Here is a 22,196-nt window from a genome sequence, read left to right as displayed (position 1 = left end):
TGTCGTATTCTATGCCGCCAGCGGCGCCACGCGCAGCGGCAGGTCGATGAAGAAGGTGGTGCCGCGCTCGGCGCTGCTCTCGACGCGGATGCTCCCTTCCAGCAGCGAGGTGACGATGTTGTAGGTGATATTCAAGCCCAGTCCCGAGCCGCCCTGCCCCATCTTGGTCGTGAAAAACGGATCGAAGATGCGCGCCTGGTGTTCGACCGGGATGCCCACCCCATTGTCATGGAAGGTCACCAGCACCCGCTCCGTGCCCTGCCGGGTGGCGGTGACCGTCATTGCCCCGCCGCTGCGGCCCTCGAAGGCATGCAGCATCGCGTTATTAATCAGGTTGATCATCACCTGCCCGAACGGTCCCGGATAGCTGTCCATCTCGATGTCCGCTTCCACCTCCAGTTCGAGCGTGTGGCCGGCCTTGCGCACCTGGTTCATCATGGTGGCGACGATTTCGTGTGTGGCCTGCTCCAGGTGAAAGCGGCGGCGCTGCGCGCTGGCCTGGTCCACCGCCACCTGCTTGAAGCTGTTGAGCAGCTCGGCCGCGTTGAACAGGCTGCGCATGATCAGCGCCGACGCCTCCTGCGAGGCATCGATGAAGACCTTCAGTTCCGAGCGGCGGATGGTGGCGCCGTCGAACTTTTGCGCGATGTCGCTGGTCTTTTCCTGCAGCGTGCTGGCCATCAGCAGGCTGTTGCCGATCGGAGTGTTCAGTTCATGCGCCACGCCGGCCACCAGCGAGCCGAGTGCCGCCAGTTTTTCCTGCGACACCAGCTGCGTTTGCGCGTCCTGCAACTGGCGATAGGCGTCGGCGTTATCGAAGGCCACCCCGACGTAGGAGGCGAGCGTGCGCAGCATGTCGAGGTGAATGCGCTCGTAGGCATTCTCGACGTAGCTGTGCACCGACACCACTCCCAGCATGCGGCCGTTGACCGCAATCGGCACGTACAGCAGCGAGCGCGGTGGCGTCGGCAGCGAGCCGTCTTCGAGCGTTCCCAGATTGTCTTCGCTGGAGGTAAGCGAGAGGTCGGAGATATAGTTGCCGTACTCCTTGTCCAGGTTATTGATGAACACATCGCGCTCGTTGACGATGCACCAGACCGCGAGCTGGTTGGGATCGTCCATGCTGCGCGAGTACGGCGCATAGCGCTTGCCGCCCTCGATCGCGAACGGGTAATCGATCGTGGCGCGGTCAGGCCGGTACAGGCCGATGCCGAACACGCTCGCATCCATCAGCTCATTGACGTGCGCATACAGCATCAGCATGATCGATTCGCTATCCAGTTTGGCGGTCAGCTTGCGTCCGATGGCGCTCAGGAGCGCGATGTTGCGGTGCGCCTGCTCGACTTCGGCCTTCTGGCGCTCCACCGAATCCTTCTGCAGCAGCAATTCGGCGGTGCGCGTGCCGACCTGGCGTTCGAGCAGGGATTTTTGCTGCACCAGCGCGCGCACCCGTACCCGCATCAGCGCATAGCCCAGGCCAAGCCCCAGCACCGCCAGCAGCGTGCGGAACCACCATGTTTTCCAGGCCGGCGGCGTGATGGTGATCGCCAGCGCGGTCGGCGCCTCGCCCCACACGCCATCCTTGTTGCCGGCCCGGACCCGGAACACGTAATGCCCCGGATCGAGGTTGGTATAGGTGGCGAAGCGCTTGCCGGCATCGGTGCTGACCCAGCCCTGGTCGAAGCCTTCGAGCTGGTACAGGTAGCGGTTGCGCTGGGGGTCGGCAAAATGCAGGGCGGCGAATTCGAGCGACAGCACGCTGTCGCGGTACGACAGCGTGATCGATTTCGCATCTTCGATGGCGCCATCGAAGATAACCCCATCGAGCTTCTGGCCGGCGCGCAGCGGGCGGTTGAAGATCAGGAAGTCGGTGATCACCACCGCCGGCGGGTACGGGTTTTCGCGGATCGCCTCGGGACGGAACGAGGTCAGGCCATTGATGCCGCCGAAGTGCAGGCTGCCGTCGCCCAGGCGCGCGGCCGAGCCGACAAAGTAGGAGCCGTCGGTCAGGCCATCGCGCGAGGTGTAGCGCTTGACCTGCCCGTTGGACGGGTCGAGGCGCACCATGCCGGCGGTGCTGCTGACCCACAGCATGCCCGCGTCGTCTTCCAGGATGGCCCCGATCGGATCGGAAGCGGCCGCGCCGTTGAGCGCGAAGAAGCGAAAACGCACCTGCCCGTCCGCGCCGGTTTCGACCCGGTGCAGGCCGCCCGCGGTGCCGACCCAGAGCTGGCCCTTGCGCGACTCGAACAGATAATAGATGCGGCTGTGGCGCAGGCTGGCCGGATTGGCCGGGTCGTAGCGGTAATGGGTGAAGCGGCCGGTGGCCTGGTCCAGCCGTTCGAGGCCGTTGTCGGTGCCGATCCAGATGAAGCCCTGGCGGTCTTCCAGCATCGCGAAGCCGTGGTTCTCGCCCAGGCTGTACGGATTGTCCGGATCGTGGCGCCAGGCGCTGCGCTTGCCGCTGGCCGGATCGTAGCGCAGCACCCCGCCGCGCGTGAGCACCCACAGCATGCCGGCGCGGTCGATCATCAGGCGCTGGATATAGGAAGTGGCGGCGTCGCTGCCGATCGGCAGCGGCGTCGAACGGCCGCTTTGCTTGTCAATCCACGACAGCCCGGTGGGCGTGCCGACCCACACGCGTTCGGGCGCCACCGCCAGCGCGGTCACCAGTTCGCCGGGAACCAGGCGCGTGACCGTGGCGCTGGCCACGTCCAGCCGGTTGACGCCGCCGCCGGTGGTGCCCAGCCACAGGGTGTCCTTGCCATCGGCCGCGACGACACGGATCTTGTTTGAACTGAGGCTGCTGGCGTCCTCCGGAATATGCGCGAGCCGGTTAAAGCCGCCGCTGGCAATGTCGACCCGGTTCACGCCACCGAACCAACTGCCGACCCACAGCGTGCCACTGCGGTCGAGGAAAGTGGCCGCGATCCGGTTATCCGACAGCGAATGGCGGTCGAGCGCCAGGTGGCGGTAGCTGACAAACCTGTCGCTGGCGGGGTCGCGCCACAGCAAGCCATCGAGTTCGGTTCCCACCCACAGGCCGCCCTTGGCATCGTGGTACAGCGACAGCACGCGCACCGCGCCGACGCCGTCGTCCATGCCGATCTGGCGCCGCGCCGGCGCTGCCCCGCCCAGCTGCCACGCATGCAGGCCGGCGCCGGTGCCGATCCATAAAGTGCGGTTCGGTCCGAGCGAGAGCGACAGCACCTGGTTGCGCGCGGCTTCCTGCGGCGCGCCGAGGGTAAAGCGCTCGAAACGCCGCGCACCGGGCGCGAGACGGTCCAGGCCGGAGGCGGTGCCGACCCACAGGCTGCCATCGGTATCGCGCGCCAGGGTGTTGACCCGGTCGTCGCTCAGGCTGGCCGGGTCGGCCGGATCGTGGCGCGTGGTGGCGAAACGGCCGCTGGCCGGGTCGAAGTGCTTGAGCCCTTCGCCGGTGGCCAGCCACAGGCCGCCGCGCCCGTCGCCAACGATGGCCGACACCACGCGGTTGTTCAAGCCGTCCGACGCATTGCCGGCGCTGGCGTAACGGACGAATTTTTGCGGGCCGCGTTCGTACCGGATCAGGCCCCCCTTGGTGCCGAACCACAGGCGGCCCTGCTCGTCCTCGAACGCGGCGGAGACGTAATTGTCGGCGATGCTGCCGGCATCGGCCGGGTCGTTCTTGAAGACGGTCATGCGGTAGCCGTCATAGCGGTTCAGGCCAGCCTGGGTGCCGAACCACATGAAGCCCTGGCGGTCCTGCAGGATGCTGTGCACCGATTCCTGCGACAGCCCCTGTTCGAGTCCGATGTGTTCGAAGCGCAGGCTGCGCACCGGTGCCGCCTGCGCCGCGCCCATGCACGCCAGCGCCAGCAGCCCGGCCAGGGCCAGACGGGGCAGCATCGGGTTCGGGCGGGTGGTGAATCGAAGCTTCATTCGGGCGTTCCACGCAGCAATAGGAGTAATCTAACAGATGCCCGGCCGCGGATGACAATTACTTGCTGTCCTCCTCCTTATGTTTCCCCTCTGGACAAACGGCGCGGGCGCCCCTACAATAGCGCTTCTTCGGAAAGCAAGCGATCCGAAGCGTGGTAGAAGCACCGGAAAGAAACGAGCCAGCAAATCAAGGGTTCCGGAAACAAGGTGAAGCTGCTATAATATTTGCTTACGCGGCTGTAGCTCAGCTGGATAGAGTACTTGGCTACGAACCAAGGGGTCGTGGGTTCAATTCCTGCCAGCCGCACCAAAATTCGTCAAGATCGAGGGCCTGTGAAGAAATTCACAGGCCCTTTTTCTTTACGGTGCCATTTCTTTATTCGGCTTTTCTGCGCCATATGCTTGGGAAGATTTGGCAAAGTCAAAATAGGCTGCTATAATATTTGCTTAAGCGGCTGTAGCTCAGCTGGATAGAGTACTTGGCTACGAACCAAGGGGTCGTGGGTTCAATTCCTGCCAGCCGCACCAAAATTCGTGATGACGAAGGGCCTGTGAAGAAATTTACAGGCCCTTTTTCTTTGTGTCGCAGTGTTTTATTCGGCAATCAGTAAAAATCTTCTCAGGAAGATTTGGCATTTCAAAAATACGCTGCTATAATCTTTGCTTCTGCGGCTGTAGCTCAGCTGGATAGAGTACTTGGCTACGAACCAAGGGGTCGTGGGTTCAATTCCTGCCAGCCGCACCAGAAATTCGTCAGGACGAAGGGTCCGGGGAGAAATCCCCGGGCCCTTTTTCTTTTGTCCAAAGCACAGTCCGCCTAGAACGCGCGGCTGACGGTCAGCACCAGCCCATTGCGCGAAGCGATCCCCTCTCGCGACGGGGCGTACGCACCCTGCTGCGCATGCAGGGCATCCCACGCGGCCTGCAATTTCCACGCATCGACGCTCATGCCGATGCCGATGCGGCCATCGAGCCGGGTGCCCGAGGTGTAGCGCGGCACCGCCGACACCGCGCGCAGATAGCCGATGCGCGCGAACAGGCCCACGTCGTCGCTCAGGGCCAGGCCGCCATTGACTTCGCTGTACACAGTGTGCATCGCCGTGCCCATGTAGGCGGGCGAATACGACACCCTGCCGCTGAGCCGGTCGCTGCCCAGCCCCACATACACTTCGTGGTAGTTCAGGGCCGACATGGTGGTGAAGGTATGGTTCGAGGCACCCGCTTCCCACGAGCCGCCCGCCGCCATCCGCCGCGCGTAACCGGCATAGCCGATCGCGTACAGCCCGCGCGGGGTGTTGTTCATCTTGAGCAGGGAGGCGAACGCGCCCGCATACCAGCCGCTGCGGGTGTCGAACGACAGGTTGAACTGGGCCACCGGGTCGCCCCTGCTGTAGCCGACGCCGCGGTAATAATAGTCGGAGACCAGCGACAGGCTGCCGCTGGCCTGGGCGCGCGCGTCGCTGCCGGCCCCGCAGCACGCCAGTGCCAGCGCCAGCGGCCATCTACGCAACGACACCCCCGCGCGCGGCGGCGTGGTTCAGGGCTGGCGGGCGATCTTGGGCGGCGTGACCTCGACGCAAACGCATGTACATTTTCCTGTGAGGCGGGTGACGGTGGCGCAAAGGTTGATACCGCCCGGCTGCAGCACGATGCTCGATCGCACCTGCGGCAAGGTGAGCCCGGGACGCAGCTCGCTCAGCACGGCCATCATGCCAGAGATATGCGCCGCTGAATAGGACGACCCCGACACCATGCCCCAGCGCGCGCCCGGCGCCGCCGTCGGGATGTCGCGTCCGGGCGCCATCAGCACCTGTGCCGTCAGTTGGCGGCGGCTGTCGGCCGCCACCGCGAACACGCCCGGGTGCGAGGCCGGAAAACCGCCATCGGCGCTGGCCGCATCGACCGCCCCCACCACCCGCACGCCGCGCGCGCACGCCACGTCGATCAGTTCGCGCAGCAGGCGGTCGGCCGGGCCGGACAAACTCAGGTTGATCACCTGGGCCCCGTGCATCAGCGCGAAGTTGAGGGCCTTGGCCAGGGTGAAGCTGTTGCAGCGGGTGGCGCCGCCTGCCACCTGCCAGCACGCGCGCAGCGCCATCAGGCGCGCGTCCGGCGCCACGCCTTCGATCCCAACCCCGTTGCCGGCCAGCGCCGCGATCACCCCCGCCACGCCGGTGCCGTGCGTTTCGGCCGCATACGGCTGGCCATCGACGAAGTTTTCCTGGAAGGCGAGCTGCCCGGCCAGGTCCGGGTGGTCGGCTTCGACGCCGCTGTCGATCACTGCCACCAGCACCTTGCGCCCGGTGGCGGCCTTGCGCACTTCGCCCAGCTGCCATTGCCGCGCGGCCGGCTGCACCGGGTACAGCGGGTCGCTGGCCTGGGCCGAAAAGGTATTGATCGCTTGCGCCCAGTCGACCCGGGCGTCGCGCGAGAGCACCTCGACGATCTTGCCCGGCTCGGCGCCGGGCGGTTCGGCCATGCGGTAGCAGTCCACGTTCAGGGCCGGCATGGCCCAGCCTTCGAGGATGGTCAGGCCATGTTCGCGCGCCAGCGCCTCGGCAACGCGGCGCCGTGCCAGGCGTCCGGCGTCGTCACGGTAGTTGGCGCCGTACGAGGCGTCGGGCCGGAAGTGCGGCGCCGGCAAATGCAGCATCACCAGGATCTGGCGCGGCGCGCTTGCCTCCGCCGCCGGCTCCTCCTGCCCGCCGGCGCGGCAGGCCAGCGACATGAGCAGCAGCGCCGCCGCCAGCAGATAGCGCATCACGGCGCGCTCCTCGGCGTGAGCGCTTCGGCCAGTTGCACCGCCGGTTCGGCCCGCAGCGCAGCCAGCGCGCCGGCCTGGCGTTCCGGCGGCGCGCCCAGCACGAAGGCGCCGGTCACAGTCGGCCCGTCGACCACGCGCGCGCCGCTGGCCTGCAGGATACGCTGCACCTCGCGCAGACTGGCGTCGGGATGGAACATCACCACCATCGCAGCGGCCGGCGCCGTCTCGCCATTACTCAGCGCCTGGTAAGCGCCGCCTTCGGCGCCAGGCATGGCCAGCCGCACGGCCAGCACCGCAATCAGCGCGCCCTGTCCCGCCAGCGCCCACGGCATCCAGCCGCCGCCAAGCCAGGCGCGCAGGCCCGCCGCAAAAGGCGGCGCCGCGCGTTGCTGGAGGCCGAGGCGCGGCATCAGGCGCGCCAGTGCCCGTTCCGGATCGAGGCCGGACGGTTCGGCCGGTGCGGCGGCGCGCAAGCGGCGCTGCCATTCGACCTCGCCCGCGCACTCGGCGCAGTGCGGCAGGTGCGCACTGACCTGGGCCGCCGCGGCTTGGTCCAGGGTGCCGTTGACGAACCACGGCAGCAAATCGCGCATCGCCTGGTGCGCTGCGCTGGTCGGTTCTTGGTTCAGGTTCATAAGAGTTCTTCCTGATGTGCGGACAGCAGCACCTTGAGGCGCTGCCGCGCATGAAACATCCGCGTCTTCACGGTATTGACCGGGCAACCCATCGTCTCGGCGATTTCCTGGTAGCCCATGTCGTGGTAATAAGTCAATGTAACGACCACCCGCTGTTCGAGCGACAGCGCCTTGAGCGCCTCGCCCACCCCCTGCTGCAACTGCTGGCGCGCGATGGCGTGCTCCGGTTCCTGGCGCGCGTCGCCCGCTTCCAGCTCAAAATTCGATTCCACCGGCTCGTCGCGCTGGTTGACCGCCTTGAGCCCCTGCCGGTAAGCGATGGCGAACACCCAGGTCGACACCTTGCAGCTATGGTCGAAGGTATGCGCCTTCTGCCACACCACCAGCATGGTGTCGTTGACGATCTCCTCGATCAGGGCGGCGTTGCGCACCATCCGGTCCAGGAAACGCGCCAGCCGCCCGAAGTAGATGCGGTACAGGGCCTGGAAGGCGTCCCGGTCCCCGCCCGCGATCAGGGCAATCAACTCCGTTTCGGCGCTGCCGGCCGGCGCCGCCGGCGCGCCCCCGAAACGCGCTCTCCATTGTCTAAGCATCCTGCGATTTTCTCCAATTATGCGGTGAATACTTGCTCACATCGAAAAGGTTCATGCTGCCGAGAAAAAATGTGGTGTTCCGACCCAGGCAACGATTCTACACGTGGCTATTTTTACAAAATATTTTGAAAAAGCATTGAACCTTTTGGCTGCGGGCGCGTATTGACCGAGCAACAAGACGACCAAGGACCGCATGTTGTTCGCCCTCCCCGCCCTGTGCGGCCCCCAATTGCTCGATCACTCGGCGGCCAGCCTGTTGCGCCTGTTGCTGCTCGCCCCCTTGCTGGAGGAATGGATCGTGCGGGCCGGCCTGCAGGAATGGCTGATGCGGCGGCGCTTGCACGCGGCGCTGGTCCTGGGCGTGCCGGCGCTCGCATTCAGCCTGCTGCATGTGGCCTCGGGCTGGCAGGCGGTGACGGCGGTGTTGTTGCCGGGCCTCGCCTTCGGACTGGTTTATCGCCGCTGGCGCGACTGGCGGCTGTGCGCCCTGGTCCACGCGCTGTGTAACGGTTTCGCACTGAGTTTTTGCAGTTTCAGCACCTATTAATCAATACATCAACCAGGAGTAGCAATGACGGGATTTCGACTGAACCAATCCGGCCTCGGCGCCGGGCTGTGCGCGCTGCTGGCGATGGGCCAGGCCCACGCGGCCGATGCCCTGCACGGAAAAAGCCTGTACCTGAACGGCCCCCCGAGCGGCGGCGCAGCCTGCGCCCGCTGCCACACCGCCTCACCGGCGGCGAACGTCAGCAAGATCCTGAACGCGGCCGATAATCCGGCCGCCATCAGCGCCGCGATTGCCGCCAACAAGGGCGGCATGGGTAATATCTACGCCGGTAAATTCACCGCAGTCGACCTGGCCGACCTGGCGGCCTTCATTGGCAATCCGGGCGTCGTCGCGGCGCCGGCGGCCAGCCTGAACCCCGCCAGCCTGGCCTTCAGCGGCACCGCGCTCGGACAGGCCAGCAGCGCCCTGAGCGCCACCCTGGCCAACACCGGCTCAGGCACCCTGAACATCGACACCATCGGCGTGACCGGCGCGGCCGCCGCCGATTTCAGCATCGCCGGCGGCACCTGCGCCCCTGGCGGCGCGCTCGCCGCCGGCGCCGATTGCACGGTGCTGGTCAGCTTCAAGCCAAGCGTGGCCGGCGTGCGCAACGCCAGCCTGGCAGTGGCCCACAACGGCACCGGCGGCAGCAGCAGCGTGGCCCTGAGCGGCACCGGAAATGCATCGCCCCAGGCCACCATCGGCGTGTCGGCCGCCAGCCTCAATTTCGGCGCGCTGGTGACCAACGTGGCGTCCGCGCCACAGAGCGTCACCGTCAGTAACAGCGGCCAGACCGCCCTCACCTTCAGCGCCATCACGCTGACGGGCGCCAACAGCGCCATCTTCACGCTGGGCGGCGACTGCGCGATCAGCAAGCCGCTCGCCAGCGGCGCCACCTGCGCCTTGACGGTGCGCGCCCAGCCCACAGCTACTGGCGCCTTCGCGGCCAGCCTGAACCTGGCGTCGAACGCCGCCAACGGCAACGTCACCATCGGCCTGGCCGGCAGCGGCGCCAGCGCGGCAGCGGCGGCAAGCGCCACGCCAAGCGTGCTCGCTTTCGGCAGCCAGGCCATCGGCGCGGCCGGCGCGACGCAAACCATCGCGCTGACCAATACCGGCAACGTGGCCGTGACATTCGCCTCGCTCGCCGTCAACGGGTCCGCCGCCATCAGCCTGGCGCCGGGCAACCACTGCGGCGCGGCGCTGGCACCTGGCGCCAGCTGCGGCGTGCCGCTGCTGTTCACGCCCACGGCCGAAGGCGCGGTCACGGCCACGCTGGTGGCCAGCTTCAACGGCGGCAGCGTGCAGGTGGGCGTCAGCGGCGCCGGCACCAGCGCCGCCGTCGCCAAGCCAACCCTGTCGGACGCGGGCCCGATCGGTTTCGGCCAAATCCAGGTCGGCAAAAGCGCCGCGCCGCACACGACGGTATTGAGCAATCCCGGCACCGCCGCGCTCAAGATCGCCACCCTGGTGGCCGATGGCACCAACGGCGCCGATTTCGTCCTGGGCGGCTCGTGCGCCGTCAACGGCAGCGTCAGCCCCGCCGCCAGCTGCACCATCGAGACCAGCTTCAAGCCGGGCGCACCGGGCGCGCGCAGCGCCACCCTGCTGCTGCTCACCGACGGCGGCACGCAGTTTTCTCTGCCGCTCACCGGTACCGGCACCGCTATCGCCGCCGCGCCGGCGCTCACGCTGGCGCCGCAATCATTCGACTTCGGCGCCAGCGCGGCATCCAAACGCTTCACGCTCAGTAATGCGGGCAGCGCGGCCATCAACCTGTCGGCAGCGAACTTCAGCGGGCCATTCGCGCGCGTGCTTGGTGCCAGCGGCTGCCCGGCCTTGCCGTTTGCGCTGCAACCGGGTGCATCGTGCGACATGGTGATCGGCTACACCCCGGCCGCCGCCGGCGCCAGCAACGGCAGCGTCGTGCTCCAGGCAGATGGCGGCGGCAGCTGGACCATCGCGCTGGCCGGCCAGGCTGCGGCTACTGCGGCCAATGCGCCGCCGGCACAAAACCAGGGCGGCGGTGGCTGTTCGTCCGTACGCGACGGCAGCGACCCGATGCTGGCCCTGCTGGCACTGATGGCGGCAGCCGTCCTCTTCTGGCGCCGGCGCAATCCGGCGCAGCCCTGACCGATCACTTTAGGAATTGGCATGAACAACTTCAAACGCAATACACGCGCGCTGGCCGCGTCCCTCGTCCTGGCGCTGCTGGCGGTGCCGGCAAGTGCGCTGGATGCGGGCAAGCCCGCACCGGCGTTCGACCTCGCGGGGCCGGATGGCGCGGTCAAGCTCGAAAAATACGCCGGCAAGGTGGTCTACCTCGACTTCTGGGCATCGTGGTGCGGCCCGTGCCGCCAATCGTTCCCGTGGATGAACGAGATGCAGGCCAAGTACGGCGCGCAAGGCCTGCAGATCGTCGGCGTCAACGTCGACGCCAAGGTGGACGACGCGCGCGGCTTCCTGGCCACCACCCCGGCCAGGTTCGCGATCGGCTTCGATCCGGCCGGCGCCACGCCGCGCAGCTACGGCGTCAAGGGCATGCCGAGCAGCGTGCTCATTGGCGCGGACGGCAAGGTGCTGTTCGAGCATAGCGGCTTCAAGGCCGCCGACCGCGACCAGCTGGAAACCAAGATCAAGGCTGCACTGGGAGCGAAAAAATGAAGACGATGAGCGTAATGTTGTGCCGCCTCGGCGCGCTGGCGGCGCTGGCCGCCGGCGCCACCGGCTGCTCGGCCATCACGCCGGTGCAAGCCTGGGAAAAGGGCACGCTGGCCAAGCCGGAAATGCTGATGGAAGGCGACGGCCTCGAAACGCGCTTCAACGAACATATTTACACGAGCCGCGAGGCGGCGTCCGGCGGTAGCGGTGTCGGCGGCGGCGGCTGCGGTTGCAACTAAGAGGAATGAACAAGCACATGACCACCCCACTGCCCCCCGCACAACCCGCGGCCCTTGGCCACGCCCTCCTGGCGGCGGCGCTGATGCTGCCTGGCCTGGTGCACGCCGAAACGCCGCCGGAGCACGGCTCCATCAGCGTCAAGCTGCTCAGTTACGAAGAGAACCAGTCCGGCATGGACCGCATCCGCGTGCGCGCGCCATCGATTTCCGTGGTCGCTCCGGTGGCCGGCGTCTGGTCGGTGGCCGGTTCGCTGACGGCCGACGATGTCTCCGGCGCGTCGCCGCGCTACCACACGGCCGTCTCGGGCGCCTCGCGCATGAGCGACGACCGCAAGGCCGGCGATGCCGCCGTCACGCGCTATTTTTCGCGCGGCAGCCTGACCGTCGGCGCGGCCTACTCGACCGAGCATGACTACGACTCGCGCGCCCTGTCGGTGACCGGCACCATGTCAAGCGACGACAAGAACACCACCTGGTCGCTCGGCATGGGCGGCTCGGACGATTCGATCAATCCGGTGAACTTCATCGTGCGCGACGAATCGCGCCAGACCGTGAACTTCCTCGCCGGCGTCACGCAGGTCATGGGACCGAACGACCTGGCGCAGCTGACCGTGACCCACAACCGTGGCCACGGCTATTTTTCGGACCCGTACAAGGCGTTCGACAACCGCCCGCGCCAGCGCAACCAGAGCACGCTGATGGGACGCTGGAACCATCACCACGCCGCCACCGGCGGCACCAGCCGCGTCAACTACCGCTATTACACCGATAACTACGGCATCCGCGCCCATACCTTCGGCGGCGAGTACGTACAGCCGGTCGGCCAGGGCTGGATCGTCACCCCGTCGGCGCGCCTGTATTCGCAGCGCGCGGCGCGCTTTTACTTCGATCCGGTGTACGACGGCGTGCTGGGCGAGCCATTCCGGCCCGGTTATGCCAGCAACCCCGATGGCTACTCGTCGGCCGACCAGCGCCTGTCGGGTTTCGGCGCCGTGACCTTGGGGATCAAGGTCGCCAAGCAGCTCGGCCGCGACTGGATCGTCGACGTCAAGCTGGAAGCCTATCAGCAGCGCGGCAGTTGGCGCCTGTTCGACAAAGGCAGCCCGGGACTGGAGCCGTTGCGCGCCCACAGCATCCAGCTGGGCCTCACGCGGCAGTGGTAATGGACGTGCAGGCATTCCCCTTCGAGGCCATGGCCAGCCGCTGCGAGCTGCGCCTGGCGCTCGCGCCGGGCGTCGATGGCGCTCGCCTGGCGCAGCTGGCCATCGACGAGGTGCTGCGCATCGAGCACACCTATTCGCGCTACCGCACCAGCGGCATTGTGGCCCGCATCAACAATGCCGCCGGACGCGACCCGGTGGCCTGCGACGACGAGACCAATGCCCTGCTGGACTACGCCTGCGTGCTGCACACCACCAGCGGCGGCCTGTTCGACATCACCTCGGGCGTGCTGCGGCGTGCCTGGGACTTCCGCCGCCCCGAGCTGCCGGCGCAGGCGGCGCTCGACGCGTTGCTGCCGCTGGTCGGCTGGCAGCACGTCGAGCGCGAGCATGGCGCCATCCGCCTGGCCAAAGCGGGGATGGAAATCGACTTCGGCGGCTTCGGCAAGGAATACGCGGCCGACCGCGCGGCGGCGCTGCTGGCGGCAAACGGCGTGCGTTACGGCTACGTCAACCTGGGGGGAGACCTGCGCATCATCGGGCCGCAGCCCAGCGGCGCCCCCTGGTCGATCGGCGTGCAAGACCCGCGCGACACCGAACGCCTGGCTGGCGCGATCCCGATTGCCAGCGGTGCGCTGGCCACCAGTGGCGACTACGAACGTTTCATCGACATCGGCGCACGCCGTTACTGCCATGTGCTCGACCCGCGCAGCGGCATGCCGGTGTCGCACTGGCGCTCGGTCAGCGTGCTCGGGCCCCTGGCCATTGCCGCCGGCAGCTGTTCCACCATCGCCATGCTGATGCAGGAGGACGGACTGGCCTTCCTCGACAACTCCGGCATGGCCTATCTCGCCATCGACCAGCAAGGCCAGTGCTTCCGCAAGGATGCCTGAGCCAACTACCGAACTAACTACTGGAGAACCACCATGACATCCGCACCCTTCCTGAGATGGCTGCTCTCGCTGCTGGCCATGCTCGCCTTTGCCGGCTGGGCGGGCAAGGCCGCCGCGGCCGACGACTTCCTCGACCCCGAACAAGCCTTCGTGCTGCGCACCGAGGTGCGTGACGGCGGGGCGATAGCCCTGCGCTGGACCATCGCGCCCGGCTACCACCTGTACCGCGACCGGCTGGCCTTCACCGGCGCCGCCGGCGACCCAGCCATCCCCGCACCGGCACTGCCGGCCGGCATCCGCAAGTTCGACGAGAACTTCAACAAGGAGATGGAAACCTACCAGGGCCAGCTCGACGTGGCACTGTCGCCGGCGCCGGGCAAGCCGTTCACCCTGAACGTCGCCTACCAGGGCTGCGCCGACGCGGGCCTGTGCTACGCGCCGGTCACCAAGACCTATCTGGTCGATCCGGCCAAACCCGGCGTGCTGGCAGCGCGGACGGAGGCCCCGCCCCCGGCCGCAGCTGCGCCACCGGCGGCCAGCGCATCGGGCAATACAGCGGCCAGCGCCGCCGCACCCGAAGACGACACCACCCTCGCCCAGCGCACCCTGCAAAGCGGTAGCCTGTGGCGCATCGGCAGCGCTTTCCTTCTATTCGGCCTGCTGCTGTCGTTCACGCCGTGCGTGCTGCCGATGGTGCCGATCCTGTCGTCGATCATCGTCGGCGAAGGCTCGGTCTCGCGCGGGCGCGGCCTGCTGCTCGCTTGCGCCTATTGTCTCGGCATGGCGCTGGTCTACACGGCGCTGGGCGTCGGTGCCGGGCTGGCGGGCGAAGGCCTGGCCGGCGCGCTGCAAAAACCGTGGGTGCTGCTGACCTTCGGCGCGCTGCTGGTCGGCCTGGCGCTGTCGATGTTCGACGTCTACCAGCTGCAACTGCCAAGCGCACTGCAAACGCGCCTCTCCAGTACCGGCGGCGCGGTGCGCGGCGGACGCTTCGTGGGCGTGTTCATCATGGGCGCGCTGTCGGCACTGATCGTCGGTCCGTGCGTGGCCGGTCCGCTGGCCGGCGCGCTGCTCTACATCAGCCAGACCGGCAACGCCTGGATCGGCGGCTGGGCCCTGTTTTCGATGGCGCTCGGGATGAGCGTGCCGCTGCTGCTCACCGGCCTGTCGGCCGGCAGCCTGCTGCCGCGCGCCGGCGCCTGGATGAATGGCGTGAAAAAGGTGTTCGGCATGCTGCTCATCGCGGTCGCCATCTGGATGGTGTCGCCGGTGTTCCCGGTGCCGGTGATGATGGCGCTGTGGGGCGGCTTTGCGATCCTGGGCGCGCTGTTCCTGCACGTGGGCCAGGCCCTGCCGCCGCACAGCGGGGCTGGTGCATATGCCGGCAAGGCGCTGGGCGTGCTGATGCTGGTCGGCGGCCTGTTCGAGCTGGCCGGCGCGGCCAGCTCGGGACGCGATGTGCTGCAACCGCTGGCGCATTTGCGCGGCGGCGGCGCCGGCGGCACGGCGCTCGCGCATGCCGAGAGCGGTCCGCAGTTCACCCGCATCCGCACCGTGGCCGAACTGGAACGCGCGCTGGCCGATACCAGCACGCCGGTGCTGCTCGACTTTTACGCCGACTGGTGCGTGGCCTGCAAGGAGATGGAACGCATGACCTTCCCGGACGGCGCGGTGGCCGCATCGATGAAGAAAATGCGCCTGATCCAGGTGGATGTGACGGCCAACAATGCGGACGACCGCGCGCTGATGAAAAAATTCAGCCTGTTCGGGCCACCGGGCATCATCCTGTTCGATGCCAAGGGCAAGGAAGTGCCGCAAGGGCGCATCATCGGCTTCGTGCCGGCCCAGCGCTTCGCCGAGCGCCTGCAGGCGGCGCACGGCACGGCCGGCTGATTACAGCAGCCAGTCGATCGGCAGCGTCGACAGGATGCCGACCGCCGCGCGCTGCCAGAAGCCGGTACCGGGCTCGGTGTCGTGGCGGATTTCCTTATCCCCCACGCGCTCGGTCCAGTACAACGCACCGCCAGGCGCCAGGCGCACCCGGTAGGCGCGCGCCGGCACCTGTTCGCGCAGCACGCGCGCCATGCGCGCAGCCATCGCCGGGCTTTCGATGACGAAGCCCATTTCGGTATTCAGGTCGGCCGAGCGCGGATCGAAATTGAACGAGCCGATAAACACGCGCTTGCCGTCCACCGAAAACGTCTTCGCGTGCAGGCTCGATCGGGAGCTGCCAAGCTTGCCCTTTTTCGCCGCATCGGGCCCGCCGTCGACGCCACGGTGCAGCTCATACAGCGTCACACCCGCTTCCAGCAAAGGCTTGCGCCATTTGGCGTAGCCCGCGTGGACGGCCGCCACGTCGGTCGCTTCGAGCGAATTGGTCAGGATGCGCACCTCCACCCCGCGCGCGGCCATCGCCACGAAATTGGCAGCCCAGGTTTTGCCAGGCACGAAATACGCCGATACCAGTTCCACCGTGCTGGCCGGTTCGCCCAGCAGGCGGCGCAACTGGTAAGCCACCCGGGTTTCCGGCGCTTCCGTGCCCAGCACCTTGTCCGGATGGTCGCTCACCAGCGTGGTGCGGGCCCACTCGAACGGCAGGCTGCGCCCGGCCAGCTGCGCCGCGAACGGCGATGCGCGCACCGCCGCCAGGTAATCGCGCGCCTCGTCCCCTTGCGCCGCCAGCCGCTGCGCGCCACCCGCCGCCGGCCCCACCAGCAGGCTGACCGGATAGGCCGAACGGCTGTTCCAGTAACGGTCGAAGTCGCGCGAGACGGCGTCGACCACCGGGCCGACCGCCAGCACGTCCAGGTCGACGAACAGCATGCCGCCCTCCACCCCGAAGTATTCATCGCCGATATTGCGCCCGCCGATGATGGTCGCCGCGTTGTCGGCGGTGAAGGACTTGTTGTGCATGCGCCGGTTCAGGCGCGAAAACGCGCCCAGCAAGCCGAGCGCGCGGTGTTCGCGCATGGCGAAGGGATTGAACAGGCGCACCTCGATATGCGGATCGGCGTCGAGCGCGGCCAGCATCGGGTCGAGGCCCTTGGTGTTGTTATCATCGAGCAGCAGGCGCACGCGCACGCCGCGCGCTGCCGCCGCGCGCAGCGCGTTGAGCATCAGGATGCCAGTGGTATCGTTGCGCCAGATATAGTATTGGACGTCGAGGGTGCGCTCGGCGGCGCCGGCCAGCATGGCGCGCGCGGCGAAGGCGTCGTGCCCGTTGGCCAGCGAGTGCAGGCCCGACATGCCCGGATGCATGGCGCCCAGCGGCGCCATGGCCGCGCCCAGGCGCGTGTCGCCAGTGGCGGCGATATACTGGCTGGCCGCGCGGCTGTCGAGCGCGGGCAGGCCGGCGCAGCCGGACAGGGTGGCCGCCAGCAGCAACAGGGCCGCCAGCGCGCGCAGCGCCTGGATGGGTCGTGTTTTCATGCTTCCTCCAGGACTGTTGTCCGTGCCCGATAATACCGACATTCAACTATCCGGACCCGCTCTATGAAAAATACACCAGCATGACGGCCAGCCTGGGGCCATTCAGCTTCCAGAGCGCCCACCTGCTGCTGCTGATATCGCTACTTATAGCATGCGGTCTTGGCAACTGGGTTGGGCGCCATCAGAAGGTCAGGACCGGAAAAGTGCTGCTCGACATGCTGCTGGCCGGGCTGGTGGCGGGACGGATCGTGTTCGTGGCCACCTGGTTCACGCAGTACCGCGCGGCGCCGCTGTCGATCATCGATATCCGCGATGGCGGCTTCACGCCGTGGGCGGTGCTGCTGGCCGGCCTGGCCTACGGCAGCTGGCGCATGCTGCGCAACCCGCGCCTGCGCAATCCGCTGGCGGCCGGCATGCTGGCGGGGGCGCTGGCCTGGTTCACGTCGGGGGCGCCGCTGCTGCTCAAGCTAAGCGAACGCAAGAGCTTGCCGGCGATGACGCTGGTCACGCCCACCGGCGTGCCGGTCACGCTGGCGGCGTTGGCGCAAGGGCGGCCGGTGGTGGTCAACCTGTGGGCCAGCTGGTGCCCGCCTTGCCGGGCCGAAATGCCACTGCTGGCCGCCGCGCAGCAGCGTGAGCGCAATGTGGTGTTTGTGTTCGTCAACCAGGGCGAAGATGCGCACACCGTGCGGGCGTACGTAAACGGCAGCGCACCGACGCTGGTCAATGTGGTGCTCGATGCCAGTTCGGGCATGGGACGCGAGGTGGGGTCAAGCGCGCTGCCGACCACCCTGTTTTTTGATGCCAGCGGCCGGCTTGCCGATTCACACCTCGGCGCCGTGTCGTCCGCCTCGCTGGAGAGCAAGCTGGCGCGCCTGCGCAAGCCGGAGTAATTACATATCGTCCATCGCGGCAAACAACCCGGCGGGCAATTCCTGCTCGATTTGCACGGTCCGGTTACGCCCTTCCTGCTTGGCTTCGGCCATGGCTTTTTCGGCGCGCTGGATCATCATCTCGGCCGTTTCGGCCGGCGCATTGGTGGTCAGGCCGGCTGAAAAGGTCACCGTGGTGCCGGGCGTGAGCGTATCCCAGCCGAAAGCGGCCACCTTGGCGGTGAGGCGGTTCATCGCCAGCACGCCCTGGTGCAGCCAGGTGGCCGGCAAGATCACGCCGAACTGATCGCTTTCGATGCGGCCGAAGCGGTCCAGCGTACGCAGCAACTCGGTGGCCGAGCGCGTGATGCCCTGCAACACGGCGTCGCCGATGTCGTGCCCGAACTTGTGGTTGACTTCCTTCATGTGATCGATGCCGATCATGGCGAAACAAAACGGCTGGCCGGTGCGCGAGGAGCGCTGCAATTCTTCGGCCACCAGCTCGGTCAGCGCGCGCCGGTTCAGCGCGCCGGTCAGGATGTCGTGGCGCGTGAGCGACTCGGTCAGGTCCAGGATTGCCTGTTCTTTTTCAGCCAGCCTGGCGCGCAAGGGCGCGCATGCCGGGCAACCGTCGCATTCTGTGCTCATGTAAATTCCTTGAAGAGGTGGTCCGATAGCCAGAGCTTAACGCCGGAGTTACCTGCAATCAAGCATTATCCGTGGCCGGCAGCGGCGATGTCGCCTGCGGCGCGCCTTTCGGCGCCGCGCCGAGACGGCACATGACGTAGCGGTTGCGGCCGGCCTGCTTGGCCGCGTACAGCGCCTCGTCCGCCAGCGCGAGATACTCGTCGGCACCAGCCGCACCGCCGCGCCCGATGGCGATGCCGACGCTGGTGCTCACCTGCAAGCTGGCGCCGGCCGCCAGGAAGGGGGTGCGCGCCATGTCGAGGATCTTTTCAGCCAGGATTGTCGGTTCGATATCGTCGCGCAAGCCCTCGAAGATGGCCACGAATTCGTCGCCGGCCAGGCGCGCCACGCTGTCGGTCGAGCGCACCGCCGTGCGCAGGCGGCGGGCGAATTCGACCAGGACTTCATCCCCCGCCTTGTGCCCGTAGGTATCGTTGATCGCCTTGAAATGGTCGATGTCGAGGTAGGCCAGCGCGATGGCGGTGTTGCTGCGCGCCGCCCGTCCCAGGGCGGCAGCAAAGGTTTCCTCGAACATGCGGCGATTGTCAATGCCGGTGAGAATATCGGTGCGGGCCTGGGCTTCCAGGTTCAGCTCGGCCTGGCGGCGTTGCTGCGAAAGCGTGTAGAACGCTCGGCTGAGTTCGCCGAACTCGTCGGGCCGGCGTACATTGAACACCTCGATATCGGCGCTGCCGTCGACAATGCCGGCCACGTGGCGGCGCAGTCCGCCCAAGGGACGCAGCAGGCGCAAGATGGCCAGCCAGCCGGCCAGTCCGGCCAGCGCCGCCACTGCCACCGAGGCCAGCAGCGCGGTCGGGCGCATGCGGATCAGGGGCGTGAACGCTTCCTCGACCGGGTACACGGCGCCCAGGATCCAGTCGGTCTTGCGCAAGCGCTTGTAGGTGATCAGGGCGCGCACGCCGCGCTTGGTCGGCCCTTCGACCCAGCCCTCGAAGCCGCCCAGCGCCGCCATGGTCGAGGCCACGGCGCCGCCGGCTTCTTCTTGCACGCGCTGCAAGATGCGCTCTTTCTTGGGATGGTGGATGATGGTGCCGTCGCTGGTGAGCATGAACAGATAGCCGGTCGCGCCCGATCCGAGCGCTTCGAGCTGGCCGAAAAAACGCGGCCGCTGGAGGTCGATGCCGCCGCCCAGGATGAAGATCAGCTTGCCCTCGTCGTCATACAGCGGTTCGGTGATCAGGATCACCGGCTTGCCCGACAGGACGCTCTTGAAGGGCTTGGAGATGACGCCTTCGCGCGCCGCCACGGTCTCGGTGAAGTAGGCGCGCTTGCCAAAGTTGATGGTGTCGTTGGTGCGCCGGTCGTTCATATTGGCCCGCATGGTGCCGGTATGGTCGAGCACCAGCACGTTGAAAAACTCGTCGCGCAGGGTCGTGTGCGCTTCCAGGAAGGCTTGCAGCCCGCCCGGCGGCCGCCCGCCGCTGCGCCCGAGCTCCTCGCGCAGGGTCTTGAGCAGGGATTGGCGCGATTCGAGGTCGGCGTCGATGTACGCGGCCGCGCTCGAGAGCAGCGCCACTTGCTGGGAACCGATCACGTCGCGCATCTGGCGCTCGGCAAGATACAGGGAAACGAAGGTCAGCACGCTGGTGGCAAGCAGCACCAGGCCGATGACCACCACCGTCAGTCGGAATTTCAGCGTGGCTGGGTTGAGGGTCAGGCGCATCGGCGTGGTTTTCCGGCAGTGGAAGCAGTGGCGCAAGGGAGTTCCGCGCGCCCGCCATTTTACCGCGCTACGCCCGCAAGTGTGGCTGGCGGCGCGCGCGACGGCGCTGCGCAAGCGAACGCAACAATTTTGTAAAAAAGCGTAACATATGAACATTGTTGAGGTTCCTCGCCGGCTGAGCTTGCAAGCCAAGCCCCCGCGCCGCGAGTTCGCCAATGACACATCAACTAACGGAACTGCGCATGGCGTCGCGACCAGCACGCCCTGCCTGACCGATTCGTGACCGAACCGAAGACCAAAAGGTGTACACAGTGCAGCCACAAACCATTGCCACAAGTCCGACCCCGTCGGCAACCGAACGCCCACGCATACTGATCGTCGACGACAACGCCGACGCCGCCGATACGCTCGGCACCTATCTTCAACTGTCCGGCTACGCGGTGACCATCGCCACCGATCCGTACGCGGCCCTGAAACTGGCGCGCGAGCTGCGCCCCCAGGTATGCGTGCTCGACATCGGTCTGCCCGGCATGAACGGCAATGTACTGGCGGAAAACCTGCGGCGCCTGCCGGATACCTCGGGCGCGGTGCTGATCGCCCTGACCGGTTACGGCCAGGCCTACGACAAGCAGCGTTCGCTGGGCGCCGGCTTCGACCATTATTTCGTCAAGCCGGTCAACCCGGGCACGATCAAGGACCTGATCGACCGCATGCCCTGACAGCGGCGCGCAAGGCCATTCCACCGTGCCGGGGCGCGTTCGCGCCGCCGCCATGTTCCGTACCACAAACACGACCGTGTTCGTGGTCAAGAATCATTGCAAAAGGTAATATTTTCGGTTCCGGGAACGGCTACAGGCGCGCCCGGCTGGGCCGCCACGCCGCAGGACCGATCGACGGCTGGCCGCCGGCCATCAAGACGTATCTCGACCTGATCGGCCAACCCGAGGTGCTCGGCAGCGATGGCGCTAACGGGCTTCGACCTCACGCGCTTCGACGTCATGATCGCCGGCCGCGGCCTGCCAGGCTTGCCGCGGAATGTATTAGCGCAAATGCGCGCGACATCGTGCCGGGCCTGGCGGTGGTGTTCGCCACCGGGCAGATCCATCCCGGCGTGGCGCCGGGCGCTCTGGTGCTCAACAAGGCCCACGATATGCTAGCCTTGACGGCAACAATGCAAACAATCTTCGACCGCCGGGCCTGAGCGGGTAGCGGCGAGCCGCTATTTTTTCTGCCAGTAGGCAAATTCGGTCTCGTAGCAGTTGGTATCGACCTCGGCGATTTTCTCCTGCATCACCGCCTGCGCATCCTGGACCGCCTGGTTGTAGATCGACGGGCCGATTTCGCGCAGGCAGAAATCGAGCAGCAGGCGCGCCTTGAGCACGCCCACCTCCTCATCCAAATTCTTCATGCAATAGCGTTGCAGGGAGGATAGCAGGCGCTCCTCGGTTTCCTGGTTCAGTTTGATGGACATCGTTATTTCATATGGTGTGAAAGGGAGCCGCAGCTTAGCAGGCTTGATCCTGCTCCGGCAGGTAGCCGGCCGGGGCGTGATACATGACGTCGGTACGCAAGACATACTTGGTACCGCCTTGCACCGCCGACCCCTGATGCATCTGGCGATGAGGAAACACCAGCGCGGAACCGGCCTTGGGCTTGATGCTTTCCCACGCAAAATCGGTATGGCCGCCGGTGAAATCGTCATTCAGGTAGATCAGAAAAGTGAGAAAGCTTTCCTCCGACGGGCTGCGGGCAAAACTGCCATCCTTGTGCGCGCTGAAAAACTGCTCGCCCTGATAGCGGTAGAAGCGGAAGCGCCCGTTGAAACCGCTCAGTGTCCAGTCGCGCTGCGCCGGCGGCAACTCCGGTGCGGCGCGCTGGTACAGCTGGTCGGCCAGCGCCGCATTGTCATAGATGATGCGGTCGTTGGTGCGGTAATCGCGGTTGATCCGGTCACCCTCGCTGGTGGTCAGGCCGGCCGCCGTGTAGCCGATCGCTTCGCTCTCGGCGATATGCCGCGCGCATTCTTGCGGGCTGAGAAAGTCATGGAGATAAAATACACCCATCCCAAATTTTTCGATATGCATTCAATGTTTCCGTGCGGGTGGAATGAA

The 22,196-nt window shown here is 66.8% G+C and carries 19 protein-coding genes and 3 tRNA genes; 12 read left to right on the top strand and 10 right to left on the bottom strand.

Translation table 11 applies throughout. The features are described 5' to 3' along the window. Positions 1-9: 9 nt before the first annotated feature. Complete coding sequence (locus tag F2P44_RS21145; RefSeq protein ID WP_229423668.1) at positions 10-3,921, bottom strand: two-component regulator propeller domain-containing protein; 3,912 nt, start codon at positions 3,919-3,921, stop codon at positions 10-12. A 233-nt stretch (positions 3,922-4,154) separates the two neighbouring features. Here F2P44_RS21145 and F2P44_RS21140 point away from each other — a divergent pair. The 3 genes from F2P44_RS21140 to F2P44_RS21130 all read left to right on the top strand — a co-directional run bounded on the left by F2P44_RS21140 (position 4,155) and on the right by F2P44_RS21130 (position 4,666). Next, positions 4,155-4,231 (top strand) — tRNA-Arg (locus tag F2P44_RS21140). Between the two features lie 141 nt (positions 4,232-4,372). Further along, positions 4,373-4,449, top strand: a tRNA-Arg gene (locus F2P44_RS21135). 140 nt (positions 4,450-4,589) lie between these two features. Further along, a tRNA-Arg gene (locus tag F2P44_RS21130) sits at positions 4,590-4,666 on the top strand. A 72-nt stretch (positions 4,667-4,738) separates the two neighbouring features. Here the strand turns inward: F2P44_RS21130 and F2P44_RS21125 are convergent. Genes F2P44_RS21125 through F2P44_RS21110 form a run of 4 tightly spaced genes read right to left on the bottom strand, consistent with a single transcriptional unit; the run spans position 4,739 to position 7,913 of the window. Next, positions 4,739-5,431 carry a TorF family putative porin gene (locus F2P44_RS21125; protein ID WP_167089018.1) on the bottom strand — a complete coding sequence of 231 codons (693 nt, stop codon included), beginning with the start codon at positions 5,429-5,431 and terminating at the stop codon, positions 4,739-4,741. A gap of 27 nt (positions 5,432-5,458) precedes the next feature. After that, positions 5,459-6,682 carry a S8 family peptidase gene (locus tag F2P44_RS21120; protein ID WP_187363381.1) on the bottom strand — a complete coding sequence of 408 codons (1,224 nt, stop codon included), beginning with the start codon at positions 6,680-6,682 and terminating at the stop codon, positions 5,459-5,461. After that, positions 6,682-7,320 carry a zf-HC2 domain-containing protein gene (locus tag F2P44_RS21115; protein ID WP_167089017.1) on the bottom strand — a complete coding sequence of 213 codons (639 nt, stop codon included), beginning with the start codon at positions 7,318-7,320 and terminating at the stop codon, positions 6,682-6,684. Before F2P44_RS21115 ends, F2P44_RS21120 begins: the two co-directional genes overlap by 1 nt. Beyond that, the gene (locus F2P44_RS21110) at positions 7,317-7,913 is read right to left on the bottom strand and encodes an RNA polymerase sigma factor (protein WP_167089016.1); all 597 of its coding nucleotides are present in this window, start codon (positions 7,911-7,913) and stop codon (positions 7,317-7,319) included. The genes F2P44_RS21115 and F2P44_RS21110 overlap by 4 nt, the downstream gene beginning before the upstream one ends. A 193-nt stretch (positions 7,914-8,106) precedes the next feature. Between F2P44_RS21110 and mrtJ the strand changes: the two genes are divergently transcribed. From mrtJ to dsbD, 7 genes are read left to right on the top strand one after another with little or no spacing between them, the layout of a single operon-like run. Next, entirely contained in the window at positions 8,107-8,460 is a 354-nt protein-coding gene (gene mrtJ / locus F2P44_RS21105; protein WP_167089015.1) for a JDVT-CTERM system glutamic-type intramembrane protease MrtJ, read from the top strand. A gap of 24 nt (positions 8,461-8,484) precedes the next feature. Further along, entirely contained in the window at positions 8,485-10,593 is a 2,109-nt protein-coding gene (locus F2P44_RS21100) for a choice-of-anchor D domain-containing protein (RefSeq protein WP_229423667.1), read from the top strand. 21 nt (positions 10,594-10,614) lie between these two features. Next, positions 10,615-11,124, top strand: a complete 510-nt coding sequence (locus F2P44_RS21095; protein ID WP_167089014.1) for a TlpA family protein disulfide reductase — start codon at positions 10,615-10,617, stop codon at positions 11,122-11,124. 5 nt (positions 11,125-11,129) lie between these two features. Continuing rightward, positions 11,130-11,360 carry a DUF4266 domain-containing protein gene (locus F2P44_RS21090; protein WP_167089013.1) on the top strand — a complete coding sequence of 77 codons (231 nt, stop codon included), beginning with the start codon at positions 11,130-11,132 and terminating at the stop codon, positions 11,358-11,360. Positions 11,361-11,377: 17 nt separating this feature from the next. After that, complete coding sequence (locus F2P44_RS21085) at positions 11,378-12,523, top strand: DUF3570 domain-containing protein (protein WP_167089012.1); 1,146 nt, start codon at positions 11,378-11,380, stop codon at positions 12,521-12,523. Next, positions 12,523-13,413 (top strand): FAD:protein FMN transferase, encoded by an 891-nt coding sequence (locus F2P44_RS21080; protein WP_167089011.1) that lies wholly within the window; start codon positions 12,523-12,525, stop codon positions 13,411-13,413. The genes F2P44_RS21085 and F2P44_RS21080 overlap by 1 nt, the downstream gene beginning before the upstream one ends. 33 nt (positions 13,414-13,446) lie before the next feature. Then, positions 13,447-15,306, top strand: a complete 1,860-nt coding sequence (gene dsbD, locus F2P44_RS21075) for a protein-disulfide reductase DsbD (RefSeq protein ID WP_167089010.1) — start codon at positions 13,447-13,449, stop codon at positions 15,304-15,306. Here the strand turns inward: dsbD and F2P44_RS21070 are convergent, their stop codons facing one another. Further along, positions 15,307-16,842 carry a phospholipase D family protein gene (locus F2P44_RS21070; protein ID WP_167089009.1) on the bottom strand — a complete coding sequence of 512 codons (1,536 nt, stop codon included), beginning with the start codon at positions 16,840-16,842 and terminating at the stop codon, positions 15,307-15,309. Positions 16,843-16,922: 80 nt separating this feature from the next. Between F2P44_RS21070 and F2P44_RS21065 the strand changes: the two genes are divergently transcribed. Then, positions 16,923-17,735, top strand: coding sequence for a TlpA disulfide reductase family protein (locus tag F2P44_RS21065; protein WP_167089008.1), 813 nt, complete (start codon positions 16,923-16,925; stop codon positions 17,733-17,735). On the opposite strand, the gene F2P44_RS21060 is transcribed toward F2P44_RS21065, so the two are convergent. Next, positions 17,736-18,362 (bottom strand): GGDEF domain-containing protein, encoded by a 627-nt coding sequence (locus F2P44_RS21060; RefSeq protein WP_167089007.1) that lies wholly within the window; start codon positions 18,360-18,362, stop codon positions 17,736-17,738. Positions 18,363-18,420: 58 nt separating this feature from the next. Next, the gene (locus tag F2P44_RS21055; RefSeq protein ID WP_167089006.1) at positions 18,421-20,085 is read right to left on the bottom strand and encodes a sensor domain-containing diguanylate cyclase; all 1,665 of its coding nucleotides are present in this window, start codon (positions 20,083-20,085) and stop codon (positions 18,421-18,423) included. 311 nt (positions 20,086-20,396) lie between these two features. Between F2P44_RS21055 and F2P44_RS21050 the strand changes: the two genes are divergently transcribed. Further along, positions 20,397-20,804 carry a response regulator gene (locus tag F2P44_RS21050; protein WP_167089005.1) on the top strand — a complete coding sequence of 136 codons (408 nt, stop codon included), beginning with the start codon at positions 20,397-20,399 and terminating at the stop codon, positions 20,802-20,804. A gap of 500 nt (positions 20,805-21,304) precedes the next feature. Here F2P44_RS21050 and F2P44_RS21045 read toward each other — a convergent pair whose 3' ends face one another. Together F2P44_RS21045 and F2P44_RS21040 are read right to left on the bottom strand one after the other, a co-directional pair. Next, complete coding sequence (locus F2P44_RS21045; protein WP_167089004.1) at positions 21,305-21,556, bottom strand: DUF2164 domain-containing protein; 252 nt, start codon at positions 21,554-21,556, stop codon at positions 21,305-21,307. Positions 21,557-21,590: 34 nt separating this feature from the next. Next, complete coding sequence (locus tag F2P44_RS21040) at positions 21,591-22,169, bottom strand: 2OG-Fe(II) oxygenase (protein ID WP_167089003.1); 579 nt, start codon at positions 22,167-22,169, stop codon at positions 21,591-21,593. Between the last annotated feature and the right edge of the window lie 27 nt (positions 22,170-22,196).

This window comes from Massilia frigida (assembly GCF_011682175.1).
GTDB classification, from domain to species: Bacteria; Pseudomonadota; Gammaproteobacteria; order Burkholderiales; family Burkholderiaceae_D; genus Telluria_A; species Telluria_A frigida.
The sequence above is the reverse complement of the archived record's forward strand: the minus strand, read 5'-3'. Positions and strand labels throughout refer to the sequence as shown.